This window comes from Flammeovirga yaeyamensis (assembly GCF_018736045.1).
Classification (GTDB): domain Bacteria; phylum Bacteroidota; class Bacteroidia; order Cytophagales; family Flammeovirgaceae; genus Flammeovirga; species Flammeovirga yaeyamensis.
Map to the genome: position 1 here is coordinate 3,682,599 of NZ_CP076132.1, position 20,865 is coordinate 3,703,463.

The 20,865-nt window shown below is 33.8% G+C and carries 16 protein-coding genes; 12 read left to right on the forward strand and 4 right to left on the reverse strand.

All coding sequences use genetic code 11. The features are described 5' to 3' along the window. Positions 1–8 precede the first annotated feature (8 nt). Complete coding sequence (locus KMW28_RS14455) at positions 9–1,655, reverse strand: tetratricopeptide repeat protein (protein WP_169665182.1); 1,647 nt, start codon at positions 1,653–1,655, stop codon at positions 9–11. A gap of 127 nt (positions 1,656–1,782) precedes the next feature. Next, positions 1,783–2,592, reverse strand: coding sequence for a hypothetical protein (locus tag KMW28_RS14460; RefSeq protein WP_066205479.1), 810 nt, complete (start codon positions 2,590–2,592; stop codon positions 1,783–1,785). Positions 2,593–2,956: 364 nt separating this feature from the next. Here KMW28_RS14460 and tgt point away from each other — a divergent pair, with 364 nt between their 5' ends. The 11 genes from tgt to KMW28_RS14515 all read left to right on the forward strand — a co-directional run bounded on the left by tgt (position 2,957) and on the right by KMW28_RS14515 (position 17,822). Then, on the forward strand, positions 2,957–4,093 hold the full coding sequence (gene tgt / locus KMW28_RS14465; RefSeq protein WP_066205477.1) for a tRNA guanosine(34) transglycosylase Tgt: 1,137 nt from the start codon (positions 2,957–2,959) through the stop codon (positions 4,091–4,093). 106 nt (positions 4,094–4,199) lie between these two features. Then, the gene (locus KMW28_RS14470) at positions 4,200–4,751 is read left to right on the forward strand and encodes a hypothetical protein (protein WP_169665183.1); all 552 of its coding nucleotides are present in this window, start codon (positions 4,200–4,202) and stop codon (positions 4,749–4,751) included. A 378-nt stretch (positions 4,752–5,129) separates the two neighbouring features. Continuing rightward, positions 5,130–5,879, forward strand: a complete 750-nt coding sequence (locus tag KMW28_RS14475) for a class I SAM-dependent methyltransferase (RefSeq protein WP_169665184.1) — start codon at positions 5,130–5,132, stop codon at positions 5,877–5,879. A gap of 218 nt (positions 5,880–6,097) precedes the next feature. Beyond that, positions 6,098–7,783 (forward strand): DUF6909 family protein, encoded by a 1,686-nt coding sequence (locus KMW28_RS14480; RefSeq protein WP_169665185.1) that lies wholly within the window; start codon positions 6,098–6,100, stop codon positions 7,781–7,783. A 289-nt stretch (positions 7,784–8,072) separates the two neighbouring features. Next, on the forward strand, positions 8,073–8,327 hold the full coding sequence (locus tag KMW28_RS14485; RefSeq protein ID WP_169665186.1) for a hypothetical protein: 255 nt from the start codon (positions 8,073–8,075) through the stop codon (positions 8,325–8,327). Between the two features lie 141 nt (positions 8,328–8,468). Further along, positions 8,469–11,693, forward strand: coding sequence for a hypothetical protein (locus KMW28_RS14490; protein WP_169665187.1), 3,225 nt, complete (start codon positions 8,469–8,471; stop codon positions 11,691–11,693). Between the two features lie 218 nt (positions 11,694–11,911). After that, positions 11,912–12,832 carry a universal stress protein gene (locus KMW28_RS14495; RefSeq protein ID WP_066205464.1) on the forward strand — a complete coding sequence of 307 codons (921 nt, stop codon included), beginning with the start codon at positions 11,912–11,914 and terminating at the stop codon, positions 12,830–12,832. Between the two features lie 297 nt (positions 12,833–13,129). Further along, positions 13,130–14,749: an aspartate:alanine exchanger family transporter gene (locus KMW28_RS14500; protein ID WP_169665265.1), complete on the forward strand. Its 1,620-nt coding sequence runs from the start codon at positions 13,130–13,132 to the stop codon at positions 14,747–14,749. A gap of 467 nt (positions 14,750–15,216) precedes the next feature. Next, positions 15,217–16,089 carry a B12-binding domain-containing radical SAM protein gene (locus KMW28_RS14505; RefSeq protein WP_169665188.1) on the forward strand — a complete coding sequence of 291 codons (873 nt, stop codon included), beginning with the start codon at positions 15,217–15,219 and terminating at the stop codon, positions 16,087–16,089. Positions 16,090–16,168: 79 nt separating this feature from the next. Next, a complete protein-coding gene (locus KMW28_RS14510) occupies positions 16,169–16,972 on the forward strand; it encodes an SDR family NAD(P)-dependent oxidoreductase (protein ID WP_169665189.1) in 804 nt (267 codons plus the stop codon). Positions 16,973–16,976: 4 nt separating this feature from the next. Next, on the forward strand, positions 16,977–17,822 hold the full coding sequence (locus tag KMW28_RS14515) for an AraC family transcriptional regulator (RefSeq protein ID WP_169665190.1): 846 nt from the start codon (positions 16,977–16,979) through the stop codon (positions 17,820–17,822). Here KMW28_RS14515 and KMW28_RS14520 read toward each other — a convergent pair. Further along, entirely contained in the window at positions 17,819–18,658 is an 840-nt protein-coding gene (locus tag KMW28_RS14520) for an alpha/beta hydrolase (protein ID WP_169665191.1), read from the reverse strand. The two genes, KMW28_RS14515 and KMW28_RS14520, sit on opposite strands and share 4 nt — an antisense overlap. A 191-nt stretch (positions 18,659–18,849) precedes the next feature. Between KMW28_RS14520 and KMW28_RS14525 the strand changes: the two genes are divergently transcribed. Beyond that, positions 18,850–19,773, forward strand: a complete 924-nt coding sequence (locus KMW28_RS14525; RefSeq protein ID WP_240972914.1) for a YicC/YloC family endoribonuclease — start codon at positions 18,850–18,852, stop codon at positions 19,771–19,773. Positions 19,774–19,828: 55 nt separating this feature from the next. Here KMW28_RS14525 and galE read toward each other — a convergent pair whose 3' ends face one another. Continuing rightward, the gene (gene galE / locus KMW28_RS14530) at positions 19,829–20,857 is read right to left on the reverse strand and encodes a UDP-glucose 4-epimerase GalE (RefSeq protein WP_066205452.1); all 1,029 of its coding nucleotides are present in this window, start codon (positions 20,855–20,857) and stop codon (positions 19,829–19,831) included. Positions 20,858–20,865: the final 8 nt, after the last annotated feature.

Below are 20,865 nucleotides of genomic sequence, written 5' to 3' on the forward strand. Positions count from 1 at the left end.
AGTGTTACTTAATATATATTTTCTAAAAATGTGTGTAAGTTGATATCGGAGTGATCCAAGCCCAGTTTTTTTCTCAATCGGCTTCTAGCCACATGTAAACTATTGGGTGATTTACGCGTGATTGTGCATATTTCTTTGGAAGTAAGGTTTAATCGTAGGAAAGCACACAGTTTCTTTTCGCTGGGTGTAAGATTAGGAAATTTCTGGTTGAGTACATCATAAAATTCATTATGAACGGAAGAAAAATGCGCTTCAAATTCCTCCCACACATCACTGTCTTTGGCCGATTGTAACTCAGATATTATTTTATATATCTTTTTCTGATCTTTCTTTTCCACACTTGGGCGCAGTGCTATCAGACGCTCAGATACATCATTAATCAGCTCATTCTTTTTCATCAGATACATGACATTGGTGGTTAGTTCTTTGTTTTTAAATTCAAGACTATCCTCCAAGTTCTTTTTCTCTAAATTAAGATGATCATTCTCTAAGGCAAGATGTTCCGCTTTTAGTAAGTCGTTAATATGTTTACCACGCCTAATCATCCATAAAGCAAAAAACAAAGTGATTAAAACAGCACTGAATAATGCGATAATGGAGATCAAATACATAGATTTTTGATTCTCCAATAAAAGTACCGCTTCTCTTTTTTCGAATTTATATTTTTGAGCCGTGAGTAGTAATTCCTCCGAAGCATCATTTTGTAAAATCTCATCGCTTATTGCTTTGAACTCTTTGTAATAATCGAAGGCAATTTGAGGATGACCTTTTATTTCTTCTAACTCAGACAAATACTGATAGGCGTTCATCATGATTTCCTTTGCTTCTAATTTATCGGAGAGTAGCAAACACTTTTTTAAATAATCTTCTGAGGAATCAAGTTGATTTGTGCTCAAATAAAAATAACCAAGATGCCCATATATTTTTGCCAATAAATACTCATCATTCAATTGTTTTCTTAACTCATACGCTTTCAAAAACATCCCTTCTGCTAACAACTCATCATTTTCAACTTCGTAAATCTTAGCCATGTTGATATACACATTGGATAAGTTTTTCTTATCGCCTGCTATTTTAGAATGATGAACCGATTTCCCATAAAAGCTTAAGGCCTGATCATTATCACTTCTATGATCATAAATCACCCCAATATTATTGTAGATACTTCCTAATATGAGATCGTATTTGATGCTTTTATCATCTTTATGATGTTCCAAGAAAGATTCTATTTCTTGATATTTTTCTAATGACAAATCATAGTGTTTGGTTTTAAAATAAGCAATAGCCACTTGATTTAACGTACTCAAGTATTCCTGCCACCTTTCTTGTTGTTCATATAACTGAAGTGCTTCGAAAGAATATCCTACCCCTTTGGAAAGAAGACCTACTTTTAAAGAAATATTAAACCCATAACGACAAATTTCGGCCCTTAAAGAATCGTTTTCTTCATTATCAGAATCTAGTGCTGTTAAAGCTTTATCTAACCAAAAAAGAGAACTGTCTAAATCGCTTGTCATTTTTGACTGAGAGAAATACTTCTGAACCGTAGTTAATTCAGGGTATTTTTCAACTTTTCCAAAAGTAAGATGAGAAAGTATAATGAAGCCTATAAGCAGATATCCTCTTCCACTTATGGTGTTTGATAATAAGTTCATATTTATATTCTGTTAGTAATGGAATCGTAAATATACAAAATTTATTCAATCGTTCGAATCTATCTAAAATTGAGTATTAAAAAACCCCTACATAAAAATGCAGGGGCCTAGAAGAAAGAGCGTATATTTATTTTTTAAAAAACCTTTCAGTCTTATTGTCATAGTTCACAAAATAGTATCGTCCTCCAGCAAGCACTGAACAATCAACTTTACTATCGTTACCGTTTAGTACCACTTTACCGTATTGATCGAGTATTTCGAAACGTACAGGTCTTGTAAATGATAAAGTTTCGCTAACTCGGTTAGGATAAAATTTCACTTGTTCTGAAGATGACTCATGTGCCAATACTTCAGAATTATACACCTTACCGGTAATTTCTATATACTTCAGTTTATACTTATTTAAACCCGAGTGATGCAACACTTTATAGTGGTATTTGTTTTTTCTTTCATCGCTTTTTCCTTGAACGATCATATCTTCCACCCAACTATCATGTTCATATCGAAGCACCATAAAACTACCTTCGGCAGCTTCGCCTGAGGTTTCCCATTCCAACCCTTCCTCTGTCACGTCTAATTCAATAAATTGAAAATGACCCTTATCACGTATTGCATTTGGATTTAGAATTCTAGGGACACAGTCATTCGAGTGATATAAAATAACAGATATATGATCTCCCTTTTGAATATGACTCAATTCAATCTCGAAAGCACTGGCTTTCGGTAGCTTTTGCATTTCACTATTGTTAATGATCACTCTACTAACACAAAAAGAGCCATCGTGTAGCATAGGGTTTTCCACATAAAGATTAGAACCTTTATAAACCCCTGTAACAATCATTTCACCGTCTTGAGCAAATGCAAAAAATGTAGAAAAGACGAAAAAAAGAGTAAAATGAAGTCTTTTGTTCAGTAAAATCAATCTATCATTGATCATGTGAATTGGATAATTAATTCATGTTAAGTTAGTGACAAATAGTAGCTGTACGTCAACATTTGAAATAATTCGTATTATACAAATGAAAATACCACAGTTAAACCAATGTAATATTAACTATTATTTACTATAATCTAAAATTCATTATCAAATAAATTGTCTTAAATCATTAATTGTTCATGAACAAACTACAAATCATACAATAACTAACACATCATACACTTTTAAATTGTCCAAAACTAAGATCATATTTCATTTATTTAGAGGCTCTATTCAAAGTCAGGTTAATAAGGATAAATTAAAAACAGATAGAACAATTATCTTTGCTACCTTTGCACTTTGCGCTGCAATTAAAATTTAAATTATGGGATTAACTTTCGAATTATCGCACAAAGACCCTCAAACAAAGGCTCGTGCAGGTAAAATAACCACCGAACATGGTGAGATAAAAACTCCTATATTCATGCCTGTAGGTACTGCTGGAACTGTAAAAGCGGTACATCAACGTGAATTAAAGGAGGATATTAATGCAGAAATTATCTTAGGCAACACCTATCACCTATATTTAAGACCAGGCATGGAAATCTTAGAAAAGGCAGGTGGTTTACATAAATTTAATGGTTGGGATAGACCTATATTAACCGATAGTGGTGGATATCAAGTATTCTCTTTAGCCAATAATAGAAAGATCAAAGAAGAAGGAGTAACTTTCAGATCTCACATTGATGGTTCAAAACACTTATTCACACCAGAGAAAGTGATGGATATTGAAAGAACTATTGGTGCCGACATTATCATGGCTTTTGATGAATGTCCTCCTTACCCATCGGATTATACATATGCTAAAAACTCTATGCACCTTACACACCGTTGGTTACAAAGATGTGTGGATCGTTTAGATGAAACTGAACCTAAGTACGGATATCATCAAGCACTTTTCCCAATTGTACAAGGATCGACTTACAGAGACTTAAGAACACAATCGGCGGAAACAATCGCTTCTTTTGAATGCGAAGGTAATGCTATTGGTGGATTATCAGTTGGAGAACCTGCTGAGATGATGTACGAACATACAGAACTTGTTTGTAGCATTCTTCCAGAAGACAAGCCTAGATACCTTATGGGTGTAGGTACTCCTGCAAATATTCTAGAAAACATTGCTTTAGGTGTAGATATGTTTGATTGTGTGATGCCTACTCGTCAGGCGAGACACGGTATGGTCTTCACGACTCAAGGTATCATGAACTTGAAAAATAAGAAGTGGGAAGACGATTACTCACCTCTTGATGCTCAATTAGGTGGATATGCCAGCACATTCTATACTAAAGCATATATGAGACACCTTTTCAAAGCGGGTGAAGCTTTAGGTGGTATGATCGCTAGTGTACATAACCTTACTTTCTATTTATGGTTAGTAAGAGAGGCGCGTCAGCATATTATTGATGGCGATTTCAGAGAATGGAAAAACGCTATCATTCCAACGTTAATGCAGAGATTATAAATTTTATTCGTTGAGGCATAACAAATAAAATTTTTAGGAGTTATAAATGTAGGGTATAGATCTTTTTCTATACCCTACAGTTGTTTTAAGTAGACCCTACCCATTAATGAAACACCTCGCCCTTTTAATACTTTTTACTTTACTATCCTGCGGTCAACACAAAGAAATCTATATTGATCCCAATAAGCCCAAATTTGAGACTTTGGATCAAGGTCGTATGTTTTTTAAGAATGTAAGAGCTCCCTATTATGATTTGATAAAAGTTCCTCAAGCTACTGATGACATGATTGTTTATCAAATTGGAAAAGCAGTTCAAGATACCACAAAAGCCATCATTCAACTTCACATTGTCTTCCACGAAACTACGCAGAATGCATATATTATGCTCTCCCCTAACCAAACTTTCGATGGTTACATGCATTACAAAGTAAAATGGACAGATGATACGGGTTTATGGAATGAGATTAGATATCAACAAGGAAGTATGAATGAACAATTTAAATTTGCTACTGAAATTTACAATACCCTTAAGAAAGATAATATCAAATACGAAATCTCATTTGGCGATAAAACCCTTCCTTTTTTAACCACTGAAGAAGAAAGAGAAGCTTTTAGAATTACATTAGTAGATTATTACCGTTTAGTTGCTTTATTCTAGGATCAACAACATCAATACGCTAACAAACCTCAATAAATTTGTATATTCTCCCTAAATGCAGTTATTTGCGAAAATTTTACACTTTATAATAACCTGATTTCGACGAAAAATATTACTCACAGAAAGTGATGTTTATTCCAGATTTGTGCTGAATATCTTGAAAAAATAACTGGTTATTTTGAAAGGTATTCAGTGCAAAGATGGAGTGAACACCACTTTTCCAGAGGATTTGTCTGATTTTGGTATAAATTTCACCAAAATCTTTTGTAGTACAACCAGTATTACTGCAAGAATTTGTCAAAATTTCTACTCAAAATCAGATCAAACTGTGAAAATATTTTTCGTCGAAATCAGGTTAATAGGACGAGAATAGATTACATGACAGAAAAAGTTTTTGGAAAAGCTTTAGCTCCTGAAAATGACCCCATGGGAAGTGGTATTGCTTCATACTACGATTCTAAAGATGATGAACTTTGTGTAAAAGTTTATTCGGATTTTAGCGAACCCGACGACATCCCTGTTCCTTTGTTGTTCAGAGAAGAAAATGATATGCCAGAAATTGAAGTTTTGGCATTAGATCAGTGTAATGGTAAAATCTTAGATGTAGGTGCTGGTGCAGGATCCCATGCAATGGCCCTTCAGAAAAGAGGTAAAGATGTTACTGCTATGGACATCTCTTTGAAAGCTGTAGAAACAATGAAAAAGAGAGGTGTAAAAAAAGTAATTGCAGGAGATATCTATCAATATACCGGTCCAAAGTTCGATACTTTATTGATGCTGATGAACGGTATCGGTTTAGTGGGAACGCTAGATGGTCTTGCAGAGTTTTTAGTAAAAGCTAAAGACTATCTAAATCCGGGAGGTCAACTAGTATTTGATTCTTCAGATATCATCCATCTTTTTGAAGATGAAGACGGTTCATACCTTATTGACCTTACTGCAGAGTACTACGGTCAGATTCAATATTGGATGGAATTCAAGGATATCAAAGGAGCAGAATTTGATTGGCTTTATGTGAGTTACCCTGTATTAGAAGAGTATGCAGCAACGGCCGGTTACGACATCAAACTACTGTATGTTGGAGAGTTAAACCATTATTTGGTTTCCTTATCATTAAAAAACGATTAAATAATCAAAATATCATCAATAGTATAGAACAATACTTCTCAATACAGTTTAAATTGGAATATACTATTGGTACTGAGTAGAAGTTATACACTTCAATCTCAATAGCTTAGAATAGCCCTTTTATTATTGATTTATCCTTCAACTCTATTAACTATTTACTCTACTGTCTGAAACGACAGACTAACTTCAATTAAAAACCATATAAATAAAATTAATTTATGATAGAATTAACTAGAGCACAAGCATCGAGAGCTGCCATCGAAAGAATGTATGTTGTAATGCGTCACCTTTTTATAAGAGGTCATTACAAGCCAGGTGGAGCTTCGGGGCGTGCTATTATGCAGGACTTATTAATTTTACAACCTGAAATTTACGGCACATTGGCCGACCCTCAAAAAGTAGATCTTAATGGCTTGGTCTATGTTTTTGATCGATTACCAAAAGGTATTGAAGAAACTAGATATATTAAATTAACCTCTGAAGAAGGATATGAAAAATCTTCCTTCGAAAAAATTATTCCTCACGCAAGAAGAAGAAATTGCTACAGAATTGATGAGGAACAAATGTTTATCGAGATCACAAGAGGTAGATCAGAAATATACGACATCCTAACACATCTAACATTTATCTATATTGAAGCTCAAAAAATTAAAGAGCACGCAGAAGATGAAAAAGGAAACCCTGTTAGAGAGTGGGTTCAATTAGAAAAAATTGTCACAGGTGAAGAGGAATTATCACCTCAAAATGAAGAGGTTGCATTCACTTACCTAGCAACTTTATTAGGACAAACATACAAAGAGACGAAAAATGCCCACCAACGATTTGTTCAAAATCACGATAAAAATAATGGCCTTTTTCACATTGTTTACTGGATGGGTAAATTAGCTATCGATGAAGCTCAAAAAGGTGATGCTAGAGTGATTAGCTTTAGTCCAACACTTAGAGAAAGAATCGGACATCACATTTATGGCGATCGTTGGGCAACAAGAATTAAGAAAGTCCTGTCTGATCATCAATTAATTCATAGACCAATTCACATTATCAGTGCGAATTTGCACAGTGTAATGAATTCATTCTATGCTAAAGAGGCACTTTCCTCAGATGTAAATGAGAAAGACTTCGATAAATTGATGGAGATGGTGAGTCAGCCTGAAAATGGTCACCTAAGAGATAACATCAGAAAAAAGGCATTTGATAAAGGAATGATTCAAGTGACTGAGGATTCAGGAACCAACATTTCAGTTCAGATATTTGATACAGCATTTATCAACGATGCCCAATTACCTAAGGCGCTTAAACCTGAAAAGAAAAGAGATAAGAAAAATGCTCCGATCATTTTGGTAATGGATTACGCATTTGGTGAACAAGCCTTTGAAACAATGGATGAGTTATTAAAACCATACATTAACGAAGGATTAAACATTCCTTTGGATATCCAATCGGTTTCTATCATGGGTAAAGCAGGAATTCTGAAAGGTAACAAAGGAGATATCATGATACCTACAGCCCACGTTTTTGAAGGTACAGCCGACAATTACCCTGTAGAAAACGACCTAAAATTGGAAGACTTTACAGATGTAGACGATCTTAACTTTGTAGACGGCCCTATGATTTCAGTATTGGGTACGTCACTACAAAACAAAGATATTTTGAAGTTCTTTAAAGATTCTTCTTGGGGAGCAATTGGCTTGGAAATGGAAGGTGCACACTATCAAAAAGCCATCCAAGGTGCCTCTAAAATCAGGAACAACATCAAGAAAGATGTGAAGGTAAGATATGCCTATTATGCATCAGACAATCCTTTGATAACAGGTAGTACTTTAGCCAACGGAAGTCTTGGTTTGACGGGTGTGAAACCAACTTATGCCATCACTTTAAAAATCTTGGATAAGATTTTAAACTAAGTGCTTTGATAAAGTCGTAAGTCCCTTATTGAAGGAGATTTAATAATATCTAGAGGTTGTACCATTTATATGATGGTACAACCTCTTTTTTATTGCTTTTTCACTTTAAATTTTTGAATTTATATATTAGTTTAAGAAAATAAGTATTTACTTTCTGATATAATTAGAAACATGATAGGATTTTTTTAGTTTTGTATGCTGAGTAGCTGTTTTTTACTACTCACAATTATCCATTAAAAATATGTACTAATTATTAATTGAATTAGCCGTATTTATTTGACTAAAAAAAATGGGAAACTCTAATAATAAATCGAAAGAAGAAGAAATTGATTGGGATGCTTTAGAAGCAGAAGATAAACGTAACGCTGCTAATCTAAAGGAAGAGGAAGTGGATCAAGAAAAAATTGATTCTGAAAAGAAACATCTTTCCAAAGAAGAAAAGAGTAGCCCCTATCCAGATGATTTCCTAGCGGAAATCAATATCATTAGAAAAGACTATGATGATGCCCTTAAAAATGATGATATAGAGGAAGAAGACTTGTAAAATTTATAAATTCCATCGACTCTATACAATAGGACCAAAATCATATCGTTATATTTTTTGAAGTGCAAATACTAATGGAGTGTATTATTTTTTGCACAATTTTTATGTTGAAATTCTTTAGTACTATTTGATATGCCATTGATGTTTGATTCATCAAAATCCAGAGCCATTTTAATTGGAATAGGAACTTTTCTTAAGGATGAGCAACTCCAAAGAAGAGAGCATGTGTATAAAGATATCAGTCTTTTAAGAGAGACTTTTACAGACCAACAAATTCTTGGACTGAATGAAAAGGATATCATTTCTTTAGTGGATTCGGAAGGAAATACGATGATTAAGGAACGTATTGCCGAAATTGCCGATACCACTCAGGATACATTAATATTTTTCTACTCTGGCTACTTAATCGAAAGAAGAGGAAAGTTAATTCTTTCTTCCCCTCATACTACTATACAACAATGTCACATTAATGGAATTCCACTAAGTGAAATTGTAGAGTTAATCAATGAATCTCAAGCGAAAAGAGCATTCATTATTCTTGATGCAGAGTATAGAAAATCATCTACTTTTGGTGATGATTTCGAAGAACTTAGCATTAAGTCTATTGAAGATTTAAAACCTTATGGGCCTGACAAATCATTCATATTAACTCAGCTACTTCAAGAAAATAGTACAAAAACGATTGCTTCCGGCCTTGCCGATATTTTTCAAAAAGGTGTCGAAAAGGAAAGTGAAGTATTGACCGTTTTAGATTTAAAAAATCACTTTTCTAATACTGCAGGTTTAGAAGAAACCATATTTTTATCTGATAAATCTGAAGATGCTCCTATAAGTTTAAATAAGAGATATTCTATCACTAAAAAACTTAGAGTAGAAATTGATAAATGCTTCCAAGAAAAACGTTTTGATGATGCACTACCTTTATTAAAAGAGGGTATAGAGAATTATGAAAACGATGAGGATTTCAACAACCTTGCTTCTTTTATAGAAACACTCCAACAAGCTGAACACATGTACATTACGCAGTCTTATACTGCATCAATGGAACGTTTTAAAGCAGCTTACGAAATCAGAAATGAGAAAGTAGCAAAAGATGGCATTATCAAATCGTTAGAAAAAATTGCGATTGATCAGTTCGATCGTAAAGATTTTATTGCCTCTAAAGAAACATATCAACAACTTCAACAACTTAATCCTGAAAATACAGCCTACGTTCAACGTATTGAATATTGCGATACGGAACTGAACTTTGCAAATTGGGTCGACCAAGGAGATAAGGCCTATTTCGAGAATAAGTTTAACGATGCAAAAGAACTTTACAGTAAGGCATTAGAACATAGAAACGACCCTGTAGTGGCTCGTAGAAAAAAAGAATGTGAGAATGTTCTTTTAAGAGAAAATGAATTACGTGAAGAAGTTAGAAAAGAGCTTGAAAAAGAATTTGGACAACAAATCGATTCAAAATTATCTGAAGAAATTAAATCTAAGGAATCTCAGATTGAGGAGGAACTTAGAGCAAAAATAAAAGCTGAACTTATTGCTGAACTTCAACCACAATCTAAAGAAGAGGTCACAAAAGAGTTAGAAGATAATATCTGGAAAAAGACTGCTGTTTGGAATAGTATTGAAGGCTATCAGTTTTATTTATCGATGTTCCCTGAAGGAAAGTATATCAACAAGGCACATCAAAGAATGGAGCAGATCAACAATTTGATGGTTAATGAAACGATCAAAAAAGAAAAGTCTCCAACGGAATCAAAAGTCTTTGTTGATCCTCCAAAGAAAGCTGTAATTGTCGAAGAATTAGGCATTGACAGAGCTTTATTGATGGATCTAAGAATGGAACCTATCGAGGAAGTTCTTGCTAAAATAGAAGAAGCTAAAGGTTTAAAAGGTGAATTACTCCTTTGGACTGAAACTGACCGATTGCTATTCGATAAAAAACAAGAAACTATTACAGAAACAAAACCTGTAGAGGAGCCTGTTTCTGAATTAGACCTTGTCATGGATGAAGCAATCAGGGAGGTTGAGGAAGAAACGAAACCTGAAACTTCTACAGAGAAAATTGAAGAAGAAACTTCTGCTGTTGAAGAAGTAGAAGAAGTGATCATAAACGAAGTTGCTGAAGAGAATCCTTCTGCAATAGAAGTAACTGAAGTTAGCTCTGAATCTTTCTCTATTGAAGAGGCACAACAACTTTCTAAAGATGCTTTAGAAAAAGAGAACAATGAGGCTGAAATTCAAGCAGAGATCATTGAAAACACTTTTACAACAGAAGATAGTAGCATTGAAACTGTTGAAGAAGAAGCTGAATCTACTAACGATGTAGTTGATTCTATTGTAAATGACTCTGTAGAAGAAGAAACAGCGGCAGCATCTCCTTCAGTTGAAACAGAAGATATTGAAAATCTATCTGAAGAAGATTTATGGAAACGTGCTGAGCAGCTTAATAATAAAGAAGGATATTTAGAGTATATCAACCTTTCAAAAACTGCTGATCAGATTGCCGAGGCTTATTACAGAATTAATAAGATAGATCAAGGTGAAATTCCAGAAGTTTCAATTTCTGCTATAGAAACTCCTATTCCTGAAATAGTAGAAGAAACTGTCGAAGAGAAAGAAGAAGAATCTGTTGTAGATTCAATAATTAATACGACTGAAGAAGAAGTTGCTACTCCATCCATTTCTTCTTTTGAAGACGGAATGTCTGAAGAGGAACTTTGGTCAACTGCTAGCAACATCAATTCTATAGATAGTTATAAAGAGTATTTATCGAGAACGGAAGAAAACAATTTCCTTGCAGATGCCTACTCAAGAATTAATACACTTCAAAATGGAGAAGAGGTAGTTGTTACCTCCGAAACTTCAACAGATAGTATAGACACTACTAATGACATATCTTCAATAGAAGAAGACAGTAGTTTAATAGACGATCTTACTTCTGAAGAGATTACTCCATTGGAAACATCTGATGATTCTGAAAACACTTTTGGCTCTGAAGTAACAAGTCAAATTGAAGACGATTTAAACTTGGATACTCCTTTACCTACATCCTTTGAAATAGATGAAGAGGAAGAAGTAGAAACAGATGCTGAAGAAGAAGAATTGTGGTCTTCTACATGTGATGAAAATACTTTAGGTGCTTATTTTAATTATCTCAACCTGACAACCAAGAAGAAATATTGGAAAGATGCAAAAGAGAAAATTAAAGATCTGAAAAACGATTCTCAAGCAAAAGAAGAAGACGATTGGAAAAGAGCACAGAAAATTGATACCGTAGAAGGTTATAAAACGTATATTAGAAAGTATCCACTAGGAAACTTTTACGCAGCAGCAATGATGCGTTTAGATAAACTTGGTGATTAATTTTTAATCGCCTTATGAGTTAGAAAACTCTTAAATTAAGCCTCATGATAACAAATCGTGAGGCTTTTTTTATTTACTGACCGTAGTCATTTGATTTTCTTGAAAAAGTACTAATTTTAACAAGGAAATGAAGATCACTTACGTAAGATCTATAAATAATATAAATTGGGTATTCTACTCATTTTTAATTGATAAAACTATATAAATCCCTTTAGCCAATGTCAGTATTTAAAAGAACAATAATCGCTTTAGATGGAACAGAAAAAGACCTTCCGTTACTAAAACATGCAAGCAAATACCTGCAAAGAAATGAAGTAGAGAAAATTTATTTTGTGCACGTTCAAGAATCATTGGACCTGCCTAAAGAAGTATTAGAAAAATATCCTGATATGATGAGTCCTTTGGATGAGTCAATCAGAGAAAATATCGAAAAGCTAGTTACTGAACATATTCCATATATTAAAGATATGGATTATGACCTAATGGTAGAAGAAGGCGATCCTGCTGAGACCATCATTAAGCTTTCAAAAAGAAAGCAAGCTACTATGGTGATTCTTGGCAAAAATTCTTCTGGAAAGAAAACAGGTGCAATTGCTCGTAAAATTGCTTCCTTCTCTCCATCGTCTATCATGTTTGCACCAGAACTATTAAACGAAGAGACACCGAAAGTACTTCTTCCTATTAACTTTAGCGATACCTCTAAAGAAGCCTTAGAACAGGTAGAAGAAATCGCTGAATTAATCGATAATGTAGAGGTTGTTGCAGTAAACTGTTATAAAGTTCCCAGTGGTTACTCATCTGTGGGTAAAAGCTATGAAGAAATGACCAAAATCTTAGGAGATGTTTCTCAGAAGAAATTAGATAAGTTTGTGAGCACAACGAATAACTCTGATAATATTAAAACAGTATCTGTTTTAGTTAAAGACGACGAAAATGTAGCAGATACAGTCTATAAATATGCTAAACAAGAAGATGTCAATATCATAGTGATTGGATCAAAAAGTAGAACTTGGATGGCCTCTATGTTGTTAAGTTCTACGGCGGAACAATTACTTCAGTCTGATATAAATATACCTCTAATGATTTACAAGAATAAAAAGAAAACATTAGATGTATTCGATTTCTTCGAAAGAATTTAATAGTCATCAACAAAGAATATAGAAAGTTGTATCTCAATACTTTACTATTCTTTAAATTTTATAATTAGTCAAAATGCTATCATTTTATCACCTAATTTAATATTAGAAGATAAAATGGTAGCATTTTTCAATAACGTACTTTAAACGCTTAACAAACTATCACTTTTTTCGAAAAAAAGAATGAAAAAAATCATCATATAAAAGCAAAAATTATAATCATCTTTGTATTGTGCATCGTGCATTTTTGCAGGGTCAATTAAAAATAATCTCAAACTCAACATTCTTTCATTAATGGAGATGTTCTACACGCTACTGAAATCAGATTACGTAGCATTATTCGCAATTATTGCATTTGGTATATTATTAGGGAAAATCAGTGTTAAAGGAGTTTCATTTGGATTATCTGCCGTAATATTTGTGGCGATGTTCTATGGTTACCTCACCAATGCACTTGGTTTTGATGATTTCCAAATCCCAGGTATAATTCAAAAAGTAGGATTACTATTGTTCATCTTTACAATAGGCATGCAAGCTGGTCCTTCCTTCTTTGAAGCATTCAAATCTCAAGGTAGTAAATTAATCATACTCGCTATTGTCTCTGTGGTAGTAGGTGGTATTGTCACATTTGCTTTAGGAGTAGCATTTGATGTTGATTTTAAAATTGCTGTGGGCCTATTAACTGGTGCACTTACTTCTACACCAGGTTTAGCAGCAGCCATTGAAAGCTCACAATCTCCATTAGCCTCTATTGGTTATGGTATTGCATACCCGTTCGGTGTAATTGGTGTTATTCTTTTTGTGAAACTTGCTCCAAAGTTCTTTGGAGTTAAAGTAGAAGATGAAGAAAGAAAATATGAAGAAGAAGCTAATGCTGGCACTCCAGAGTTAATGAACAAAAACTTTATCGTAACTAACGATAACGTGGATGGGAAAAGTATTGGTGAGCTAAATATACGTTTCATGACAAAAGCGAATGTTTCTCGTGTGATGGAACCTAACAATAATGAAAGTAAACCTCCTACAAAAGAAACAATTTTACATAAGGGTGATCTTGTAAAGGCAGTAGGTACACAAGACGCTTTAAAACGTGTTGAATTACTCTTAGGAGAAGTTACTGATAAGAAAATCCCTCGTTCTGGTTTACATGAAATCCGTTGGTTTGTGGTTTCATCAAGAAATATCGTAGGTAAATCATTAGGTGAGCTAGATCTTCATAATAACTATTTGGCTACTGTTACAAGAGTAAGAAGAGCTGGTTTGGATCTAACTCCACGTCCCTCAACTAAATTAAGATTTGGTGATAAAATTCTAATTTCATCTACGAAAGGTAACGTTGAAGGCTTGACTGAACTATTCGGTGACAGTATCAAAATGGTAGAAACGCCAAGTTTCTTACCTGTAGCCTTGGGTATTATCGTAGGTGTATTACTTGGTAAAATTGAAATTCCTCTATTCGGAGGTACATCCTTCTCACTTGGTTTAACAGGTGGTGTGTTAATGGCTGCATTAGGTTTAAGTAGATTAGGTAAAACAGGTCCAATTATTTGGCACTTACCATCAAACGCAAATGCACTATTAAGACAATTTGGTTTATTACTTTTCCTAACTCCAGTAGGTGTTGGTGCAGGTTCTAAACTAGTAGCTACTATTAGTGAATATGGTTTCCAACTATTCGGTATTGGTGCTTTAATTACACTGGTACCTATGTTAATTGTTACCCTTTTAGGACACTTTGTTTTCAAAGTAAACTTCCTTTCTTTAATGGGTGCACTAACAGGTGGTATGACCTCTACTCCTGGTCTATCTGCAATGGATAATATGACAGAAAGCGATGCTCCTCAAGTAGCATACGCTACAGTATATCCTTTCGCATTGGTAGCCATTATCATTGTCGCACAGATAATTGGAGGTTTATAGCATAAATTATTATATTTGTAATAACAATACCTTAAATATCCCTTCACCTGTTGAATTCTTCAGCAGGTGTTTTTTTATGTCGATGCAAAACAAGGGATTTCACCTCCACTCTCAATATATTGCAAAATTACCCACTTCGTTTCTTAGTTCCTTAGTTTCTTAGTTATGAACGCGAGGTCAGGAGACCTCTAACGTCTATGGGCACAGATGACGCTATCGCTTAACATCTGCGCCAGTTTTACTTCTTCCCTCTTACTTCTTACTTAAAACTAGCGTTAATTTTGCTCCTGCTACCTGCTACCTAAAAATGTATTTATATTGGTAAATCCACCATCAATATCCACACCATGCAAGCTAAAGGCATCTTTTTCCCATAATTATACATATTTAGCCAATAATTTTACATCAAAATACTGTATTTAATCCTCCATCTTTGTAAAGTCAAAAAACTAAAAAAGGAGGACACTATGCATTACGAAGGAAAAATTTATCGCCCATGGATAGAATCTGAAAGTTTACTTATCCAAACAACTATAGGCTGTACACACAATACTTGTACGTTTTGTGATATGTTCAGAGAAAAGAAGTTTAGAAAAAGAAAGCTAGAAGATGTCTTTAAAGATATTGAAGAAGCGAGAACATTGTACCCCTATGTTCACTCTATTTTCCTTACCGATGGTAATGTAATGGTTTTAAAAACCGATTATCTATTACAAGTAATACAAAAGATCAAGGAAACTTTTCCTGAATTAGAAAGAATAGCTTTATATAGTAGCTACAACGATTTAAACAGAAAGTCAGTTGAAGAGTTAACCATTCTAAGAGAAGCAGGTTTAACAATGGCTTATATTGGTTTAGAATCAGGTGATCAGCAAACTTTAGATTTTGTTGAGAAAGGTCTAGATCACAATGAGATCATCAATGGTGCTAGAAAAGCCAAAGAAGCTGGAATACGTACTTTAGCTTCATTCATCTTCGGTTTGGGAGGTAAGTATCGTTCTGAGGAACATATTAAAGAAACGACTGATCTATTGAATATCATTCAGCCAGAAGAAATTGCTCCAATGGCTTTGGCTTTACAGCCAGGTACAACTTTGGAACAACAAGCTAGGGATGGTGAGTTTATTCTGGCATCGCCGCTTCAAATATTAGAAGAAGAGAAATATTTGATAGAGCATATGACTTTCGATACGATGTATTGGGGTGATCATGGCAATAATTTAACTCCTATGAAAGGGATGTTTATGGAAAATAAAGATCGTTTCTTAACTTACTTAGAACATGCGAGACAATATCATCCGGAGATCCATAAAGAAACACTAAGAACCTTCGCTTGGTAAGAAATTTCTCATTTAGAAAATAGAAATAGCGTTTGATAAATCTAAAAGTTTATCAAACGCTGATATAAAAATCCAAAACATGAAAAAAACAATCTTTATTACTGGAAGTACTGACGGTATTGGAAAACTAGCTGCTATAAAATTGGCTTCAGATGGACATGAAGTATACATACACGGCAGAAATGAAAATAAATTAAAGGCAGTCATTGAAGAAATCAAAGCACAATCGAACAACCAAAATATAGATGGTTTTGTGGCTGATCTATCTTCTTTTTTTGAAGTTAAAAAACTAGCTTCTGATGTAAAGAATAAGCTTAAGAAGTTAGATATCCTGATCAATAATGCGGGTGTTTACTATGGCGGAAGTTTAAAAAACGAAAATGGACTGGACTTACGTTTTGTCGTAAACTATTTTGCACCTTACCTACTCACCAAAGAGCTATTAGAACTATTGAAAAAAGGTGATGCTCCAAGGTTAATTAATTTAAGTTCTGCAGCTCAATCGCCAGTATCGATACCTGCATTACAGGGAACACAAGATATTTCTGAAAATGCTTCCTATGCTCAAAGTAAATTGGCTTTAACTCAGTGGTCATTTAATATGGCTGAAGAAGAAAAAGGCATTACTGTGATTGCCGTTAACCCAGGTTCTTTACTAAACACCAATATGGTGAAAGAAGCTTATGGTAAATTTTGGTCATCAGCTGATAAAGGAGGAAATATATTGTATGAATTGGCTGTAGATGATACCTATAAAAATAAGTCAGGTATCTACTTTGATAACGACCAAGAACAAATTGGCCGTGCACATGCTGATGCTTATAACTCATCAAAAAACCACAATTTAATTCAAGAAACAGAGTCTATATTGAGTAATTTATAAGGAAATGATCACACAATCGTTACAAAGAATATTTGAAATTCATATTGAAGAATTATCAGTTTGGGAAAAAAGACCACACAAACACAACTTTTTTGAAATCGTGTATATCGAAAAAGGAAGTGGCTACCAGTGCATTAATGATCATGAATTTGAATACAAGGAAGGTAATATTTTCTTGCTTCCACCACTCGATTGTCATTCATTCAAAATAAAAGAAACCACACGGTTTATGTTCATCCGTTTTACAGATCATTATTTTATGAATAGTGATGGTAAAACGGATTACAACCGTTGGTTTGAACAAATTTCTTATATCATTGCTCATTACAATAAAGTTGCAGGTGATATTATCTCTTCAGAAAGTGAGCGTCAGTTTCTTATTCAGAACTTGAATATGATCTACAGAGAATCACTTAAAACGGATGTATACTCAAAATCTATCATTAACAGTATTCTTGTGACTGTCCTTGAATTGTTAGGTAGGAACATTGAGGAAAAATATCTCAAAGAAACCCAAATATCTGATAGTAAATTCACTGAAATACTTCGGTTCATCAATCAGAATATTACGAATACTGAACAACTGAAAATACCTTATTTAGCTGAGAAATTTAATGTATCGAAAACTTATTTTTCTGAATACTTTAAGAAGAACGCTCAGATGAGCTTGGTGGATTACATCATCAAAGCGAAGCTTAGAATTGTTGAGACAAAAATTAAGCATACCGATCTGTCTCTAAAAGAAATTGCCTATCAGCTTAACTTTACGGACAGCAGTCATTTATCAAAATCATTTAAAAAAATGTACGGTATGAGTATTCGTGATTTCAGAAATACCCAAGTATGTTAGAGTGCATCTACAAAAGATAACATCTCCCCTAACACTTCGTCTTTTTTCTTTTCGTTATGTAATTCATGTCGTAAACCGTCCCAGCTTTTAAAGGTTAAAAGTTCACCTGCACATTTAAGTGTAAAGCTTCTTGAGGCATCGTATGAAGTGATATTATCATCTGTACCATGCATTAATAGTGTCTTCACTTTTAATTTTTGAGCCGTTTTTAAAGATCTTTTTCCTGATTCTTTCACCCCAAAATAGAGAGCTGAACTTATTTTTTTATGTACCAACGGATCTTTCACATACGCCTCTCCTACTGATAAATCGGTTGACAAATCTGATGGAGTCAACTTCGATGGCATCACAAAATCTTTGATTAAACCACCAAGGAACTCTCCAATTTTCTCTTGCCAATTAGGTGGTGATTTTGTTAAGCGCAACCATGGGGAAGTGATAATCGCTCCTTTTATTGGTGCATCAGGATAATTCAACACATAAGAAGTAACAATGTTTCCGCCCATACTATGACCATATAAAATTAGTGGAGTGTTTGGAAACTTCTCTTTGATTAATGAAAGGAACTCAGTGACATTATCAATAACATCTTTATAGCTTGGAACTACCCCTCTTTTCCCTTTGGTCTGTCCATGTCCTCTTTGATCGTAAGCAACAAAACCATAATTATGATCTGTAAAAAATTGAGCTACATGTTCGTATCGAAGTATATGTTCGCCAAAACCATGTACAAGACAAATCATTCCTTTTAATTGAGAATCGTTTTCTGGTAACCAACATTTGCCGTAGATATCTATTTTGTCGTACGTTTGCCAACCGTAATCAAAATTCTTCATGAGTATTTATTAGTTTTGGTTTTTATCATTTAAATCAAATAGTAAGTTAGGACAATGTGAGATACATTCATACTTTCTATATTATTTTTTTCATTCTACCTATATAAATGAATAATAAATCATTTCTTAACATCCATCATTCAAGTAAAAGATTATATTTGTGATTCCTTTTTCAAGTTATTAAAACAAAATTGTTATCATTTCTATTTAATGATAATGAACTAGAAATTAAAATTATGGTGCAATCGATGACTGGCTTTGGCCAACAAAGTGTAGAAAACGATCAGTTAAGTGTATCTATAGAGATTAAAACTTTAAACTCTAAGAATGCTGACTGTAACATTAAAATGTCATCTGCTTTTTCAGATAAAGAAATTGAAATCAGAAATCTTTTAACTTCTAAATTACAGAGAGGTAAAATATTACTGTTATTAAATTATGCATCTAAGAGAGAGGATTCTTTAAAAGCGGCTTTGAACACAAGTGTAATCAAAAGCTATTATAACGACTTAAAGAGTATTTCTGATGATTTGAATGAAAGCAATGAATCGCTTCTTCAAATTGTGATGACTATGCCTGAGGTTTATCAAAAAGAAAACAATGAGGATGTTTTAGCGGAAGATTGGCCTGTTGTTTTAAAAGCGATTAAAGAAGCAATTGATAAGACTATCGAATTTAGAACTCATGAAGGTGAAGCTTTAGAAAAAGCCCTTAGAGGTTCTATCGAAAAAATATCAGAATACTTAGAAGAGGTAAAAGTGTTAGACCCTCAGCGTATTGATCGTTTAAAAGAAAAATTAAAAAATCAGATTGCTGAATATGAAAACAACGATAACTTCGATCCAAGTCGTTTCGAACAAGAATTGATATTCTATATTGAAAAATTAGATATTAACGAAGAAAAGGTTCGCCTTACACAGCACCTTAAATATTTTATTCAGACTTTAGATACTCCACAATCAAATGGTAAGAAACTTGGGTTTATTGCTCAAGAAATTGGTCGAGAGATCAACACTATCGGTTCTAAAGCCAACGATGTAAATATTCAAAAAGTCGTGGTGAATATGAAAGATGAACTCGAAAAAATAAAGGAGCAGAATTTAAATATTCTGTAAAACAAAAAGAGGTTGAACGAAAAATTCAACCTCTTTTTTTATTTTGAGAAAGTGATTAACAATCTCCTTCTCTAATATTTTTTTCCCATGCCCATGCAGAACTCATCATTTCGTTCAGGCCTTTAGAAGCTTTCCAACCCAGTACTTCATTGGCAATTGTTGTATCAGCCCAAATCTGTTCTACATCTCCTTCTCTTCTATCTACAATTTTATATTTCACGGGGATGCCGTTGGCCTCTTCAAAAGCATTGATAACCTGCAATACAGAACTTCCTGTTCCTGTACCTAGATTAAAGAACTCAAAGTTTTCCTCATTATTTGCGTCCAACAATCTTTCTGCAGCAATAATATGTGCTTGTGCTAAATCAACAACATGAATATAATCTCTAACTGCAGAGCCATCTATAGTATTGTAATCATCTCCAAAAACAGATAACTGATCTCTCAATCCAATGGCCGTTTGCGTAATGAAAGGCACCAAATTTTGAGGTACTCCTTTTGGTAACTCACCGATTAAAGCAGTCTCATGTGCTCCTACAGGATTGAAATAACGAAGGGCAATGGTATTTAACTCTGGATAAGCCTTTGCGGTATCTCTCAATATTTCCTCACAGATTTGCTTGGTGTTACCATAAGGAGATTCTGCTGGTTGTACTGGAGCATTCTCAGTTACAGGCAATTTTTCTGGCTGACCATATACCGTACAAGAAGAAGAGAAAACCATATGCGGAACTTTATATTCCTTCATTGCATTCAATAAATTAATCAAAGAGACTAAATTATTTTGATAATATGCCAATGGTTTTTGTACTGACTCTCCCACAGCTTTAAAAGCTGCAAAATGTATAATTGCCTCTATTTTCGGGTATTTTTCAAAAAGTTGATTGGTTTTTAAAGGATCTACCAAATTGAACTCCTCAAAATGTGGTTTCACTCCACTGATCTTTTCAATACGGTCTAAAACATTTTTTTCAGAATTCGAAAGATCATCTACAATAACCACATCGTAGCCTTTTTTTTGTAATTCCACAACAGTATGAGAACCAATATAGCCGGTTCCTCCTGTAACAAGAATCTGTTTCATTTATATTT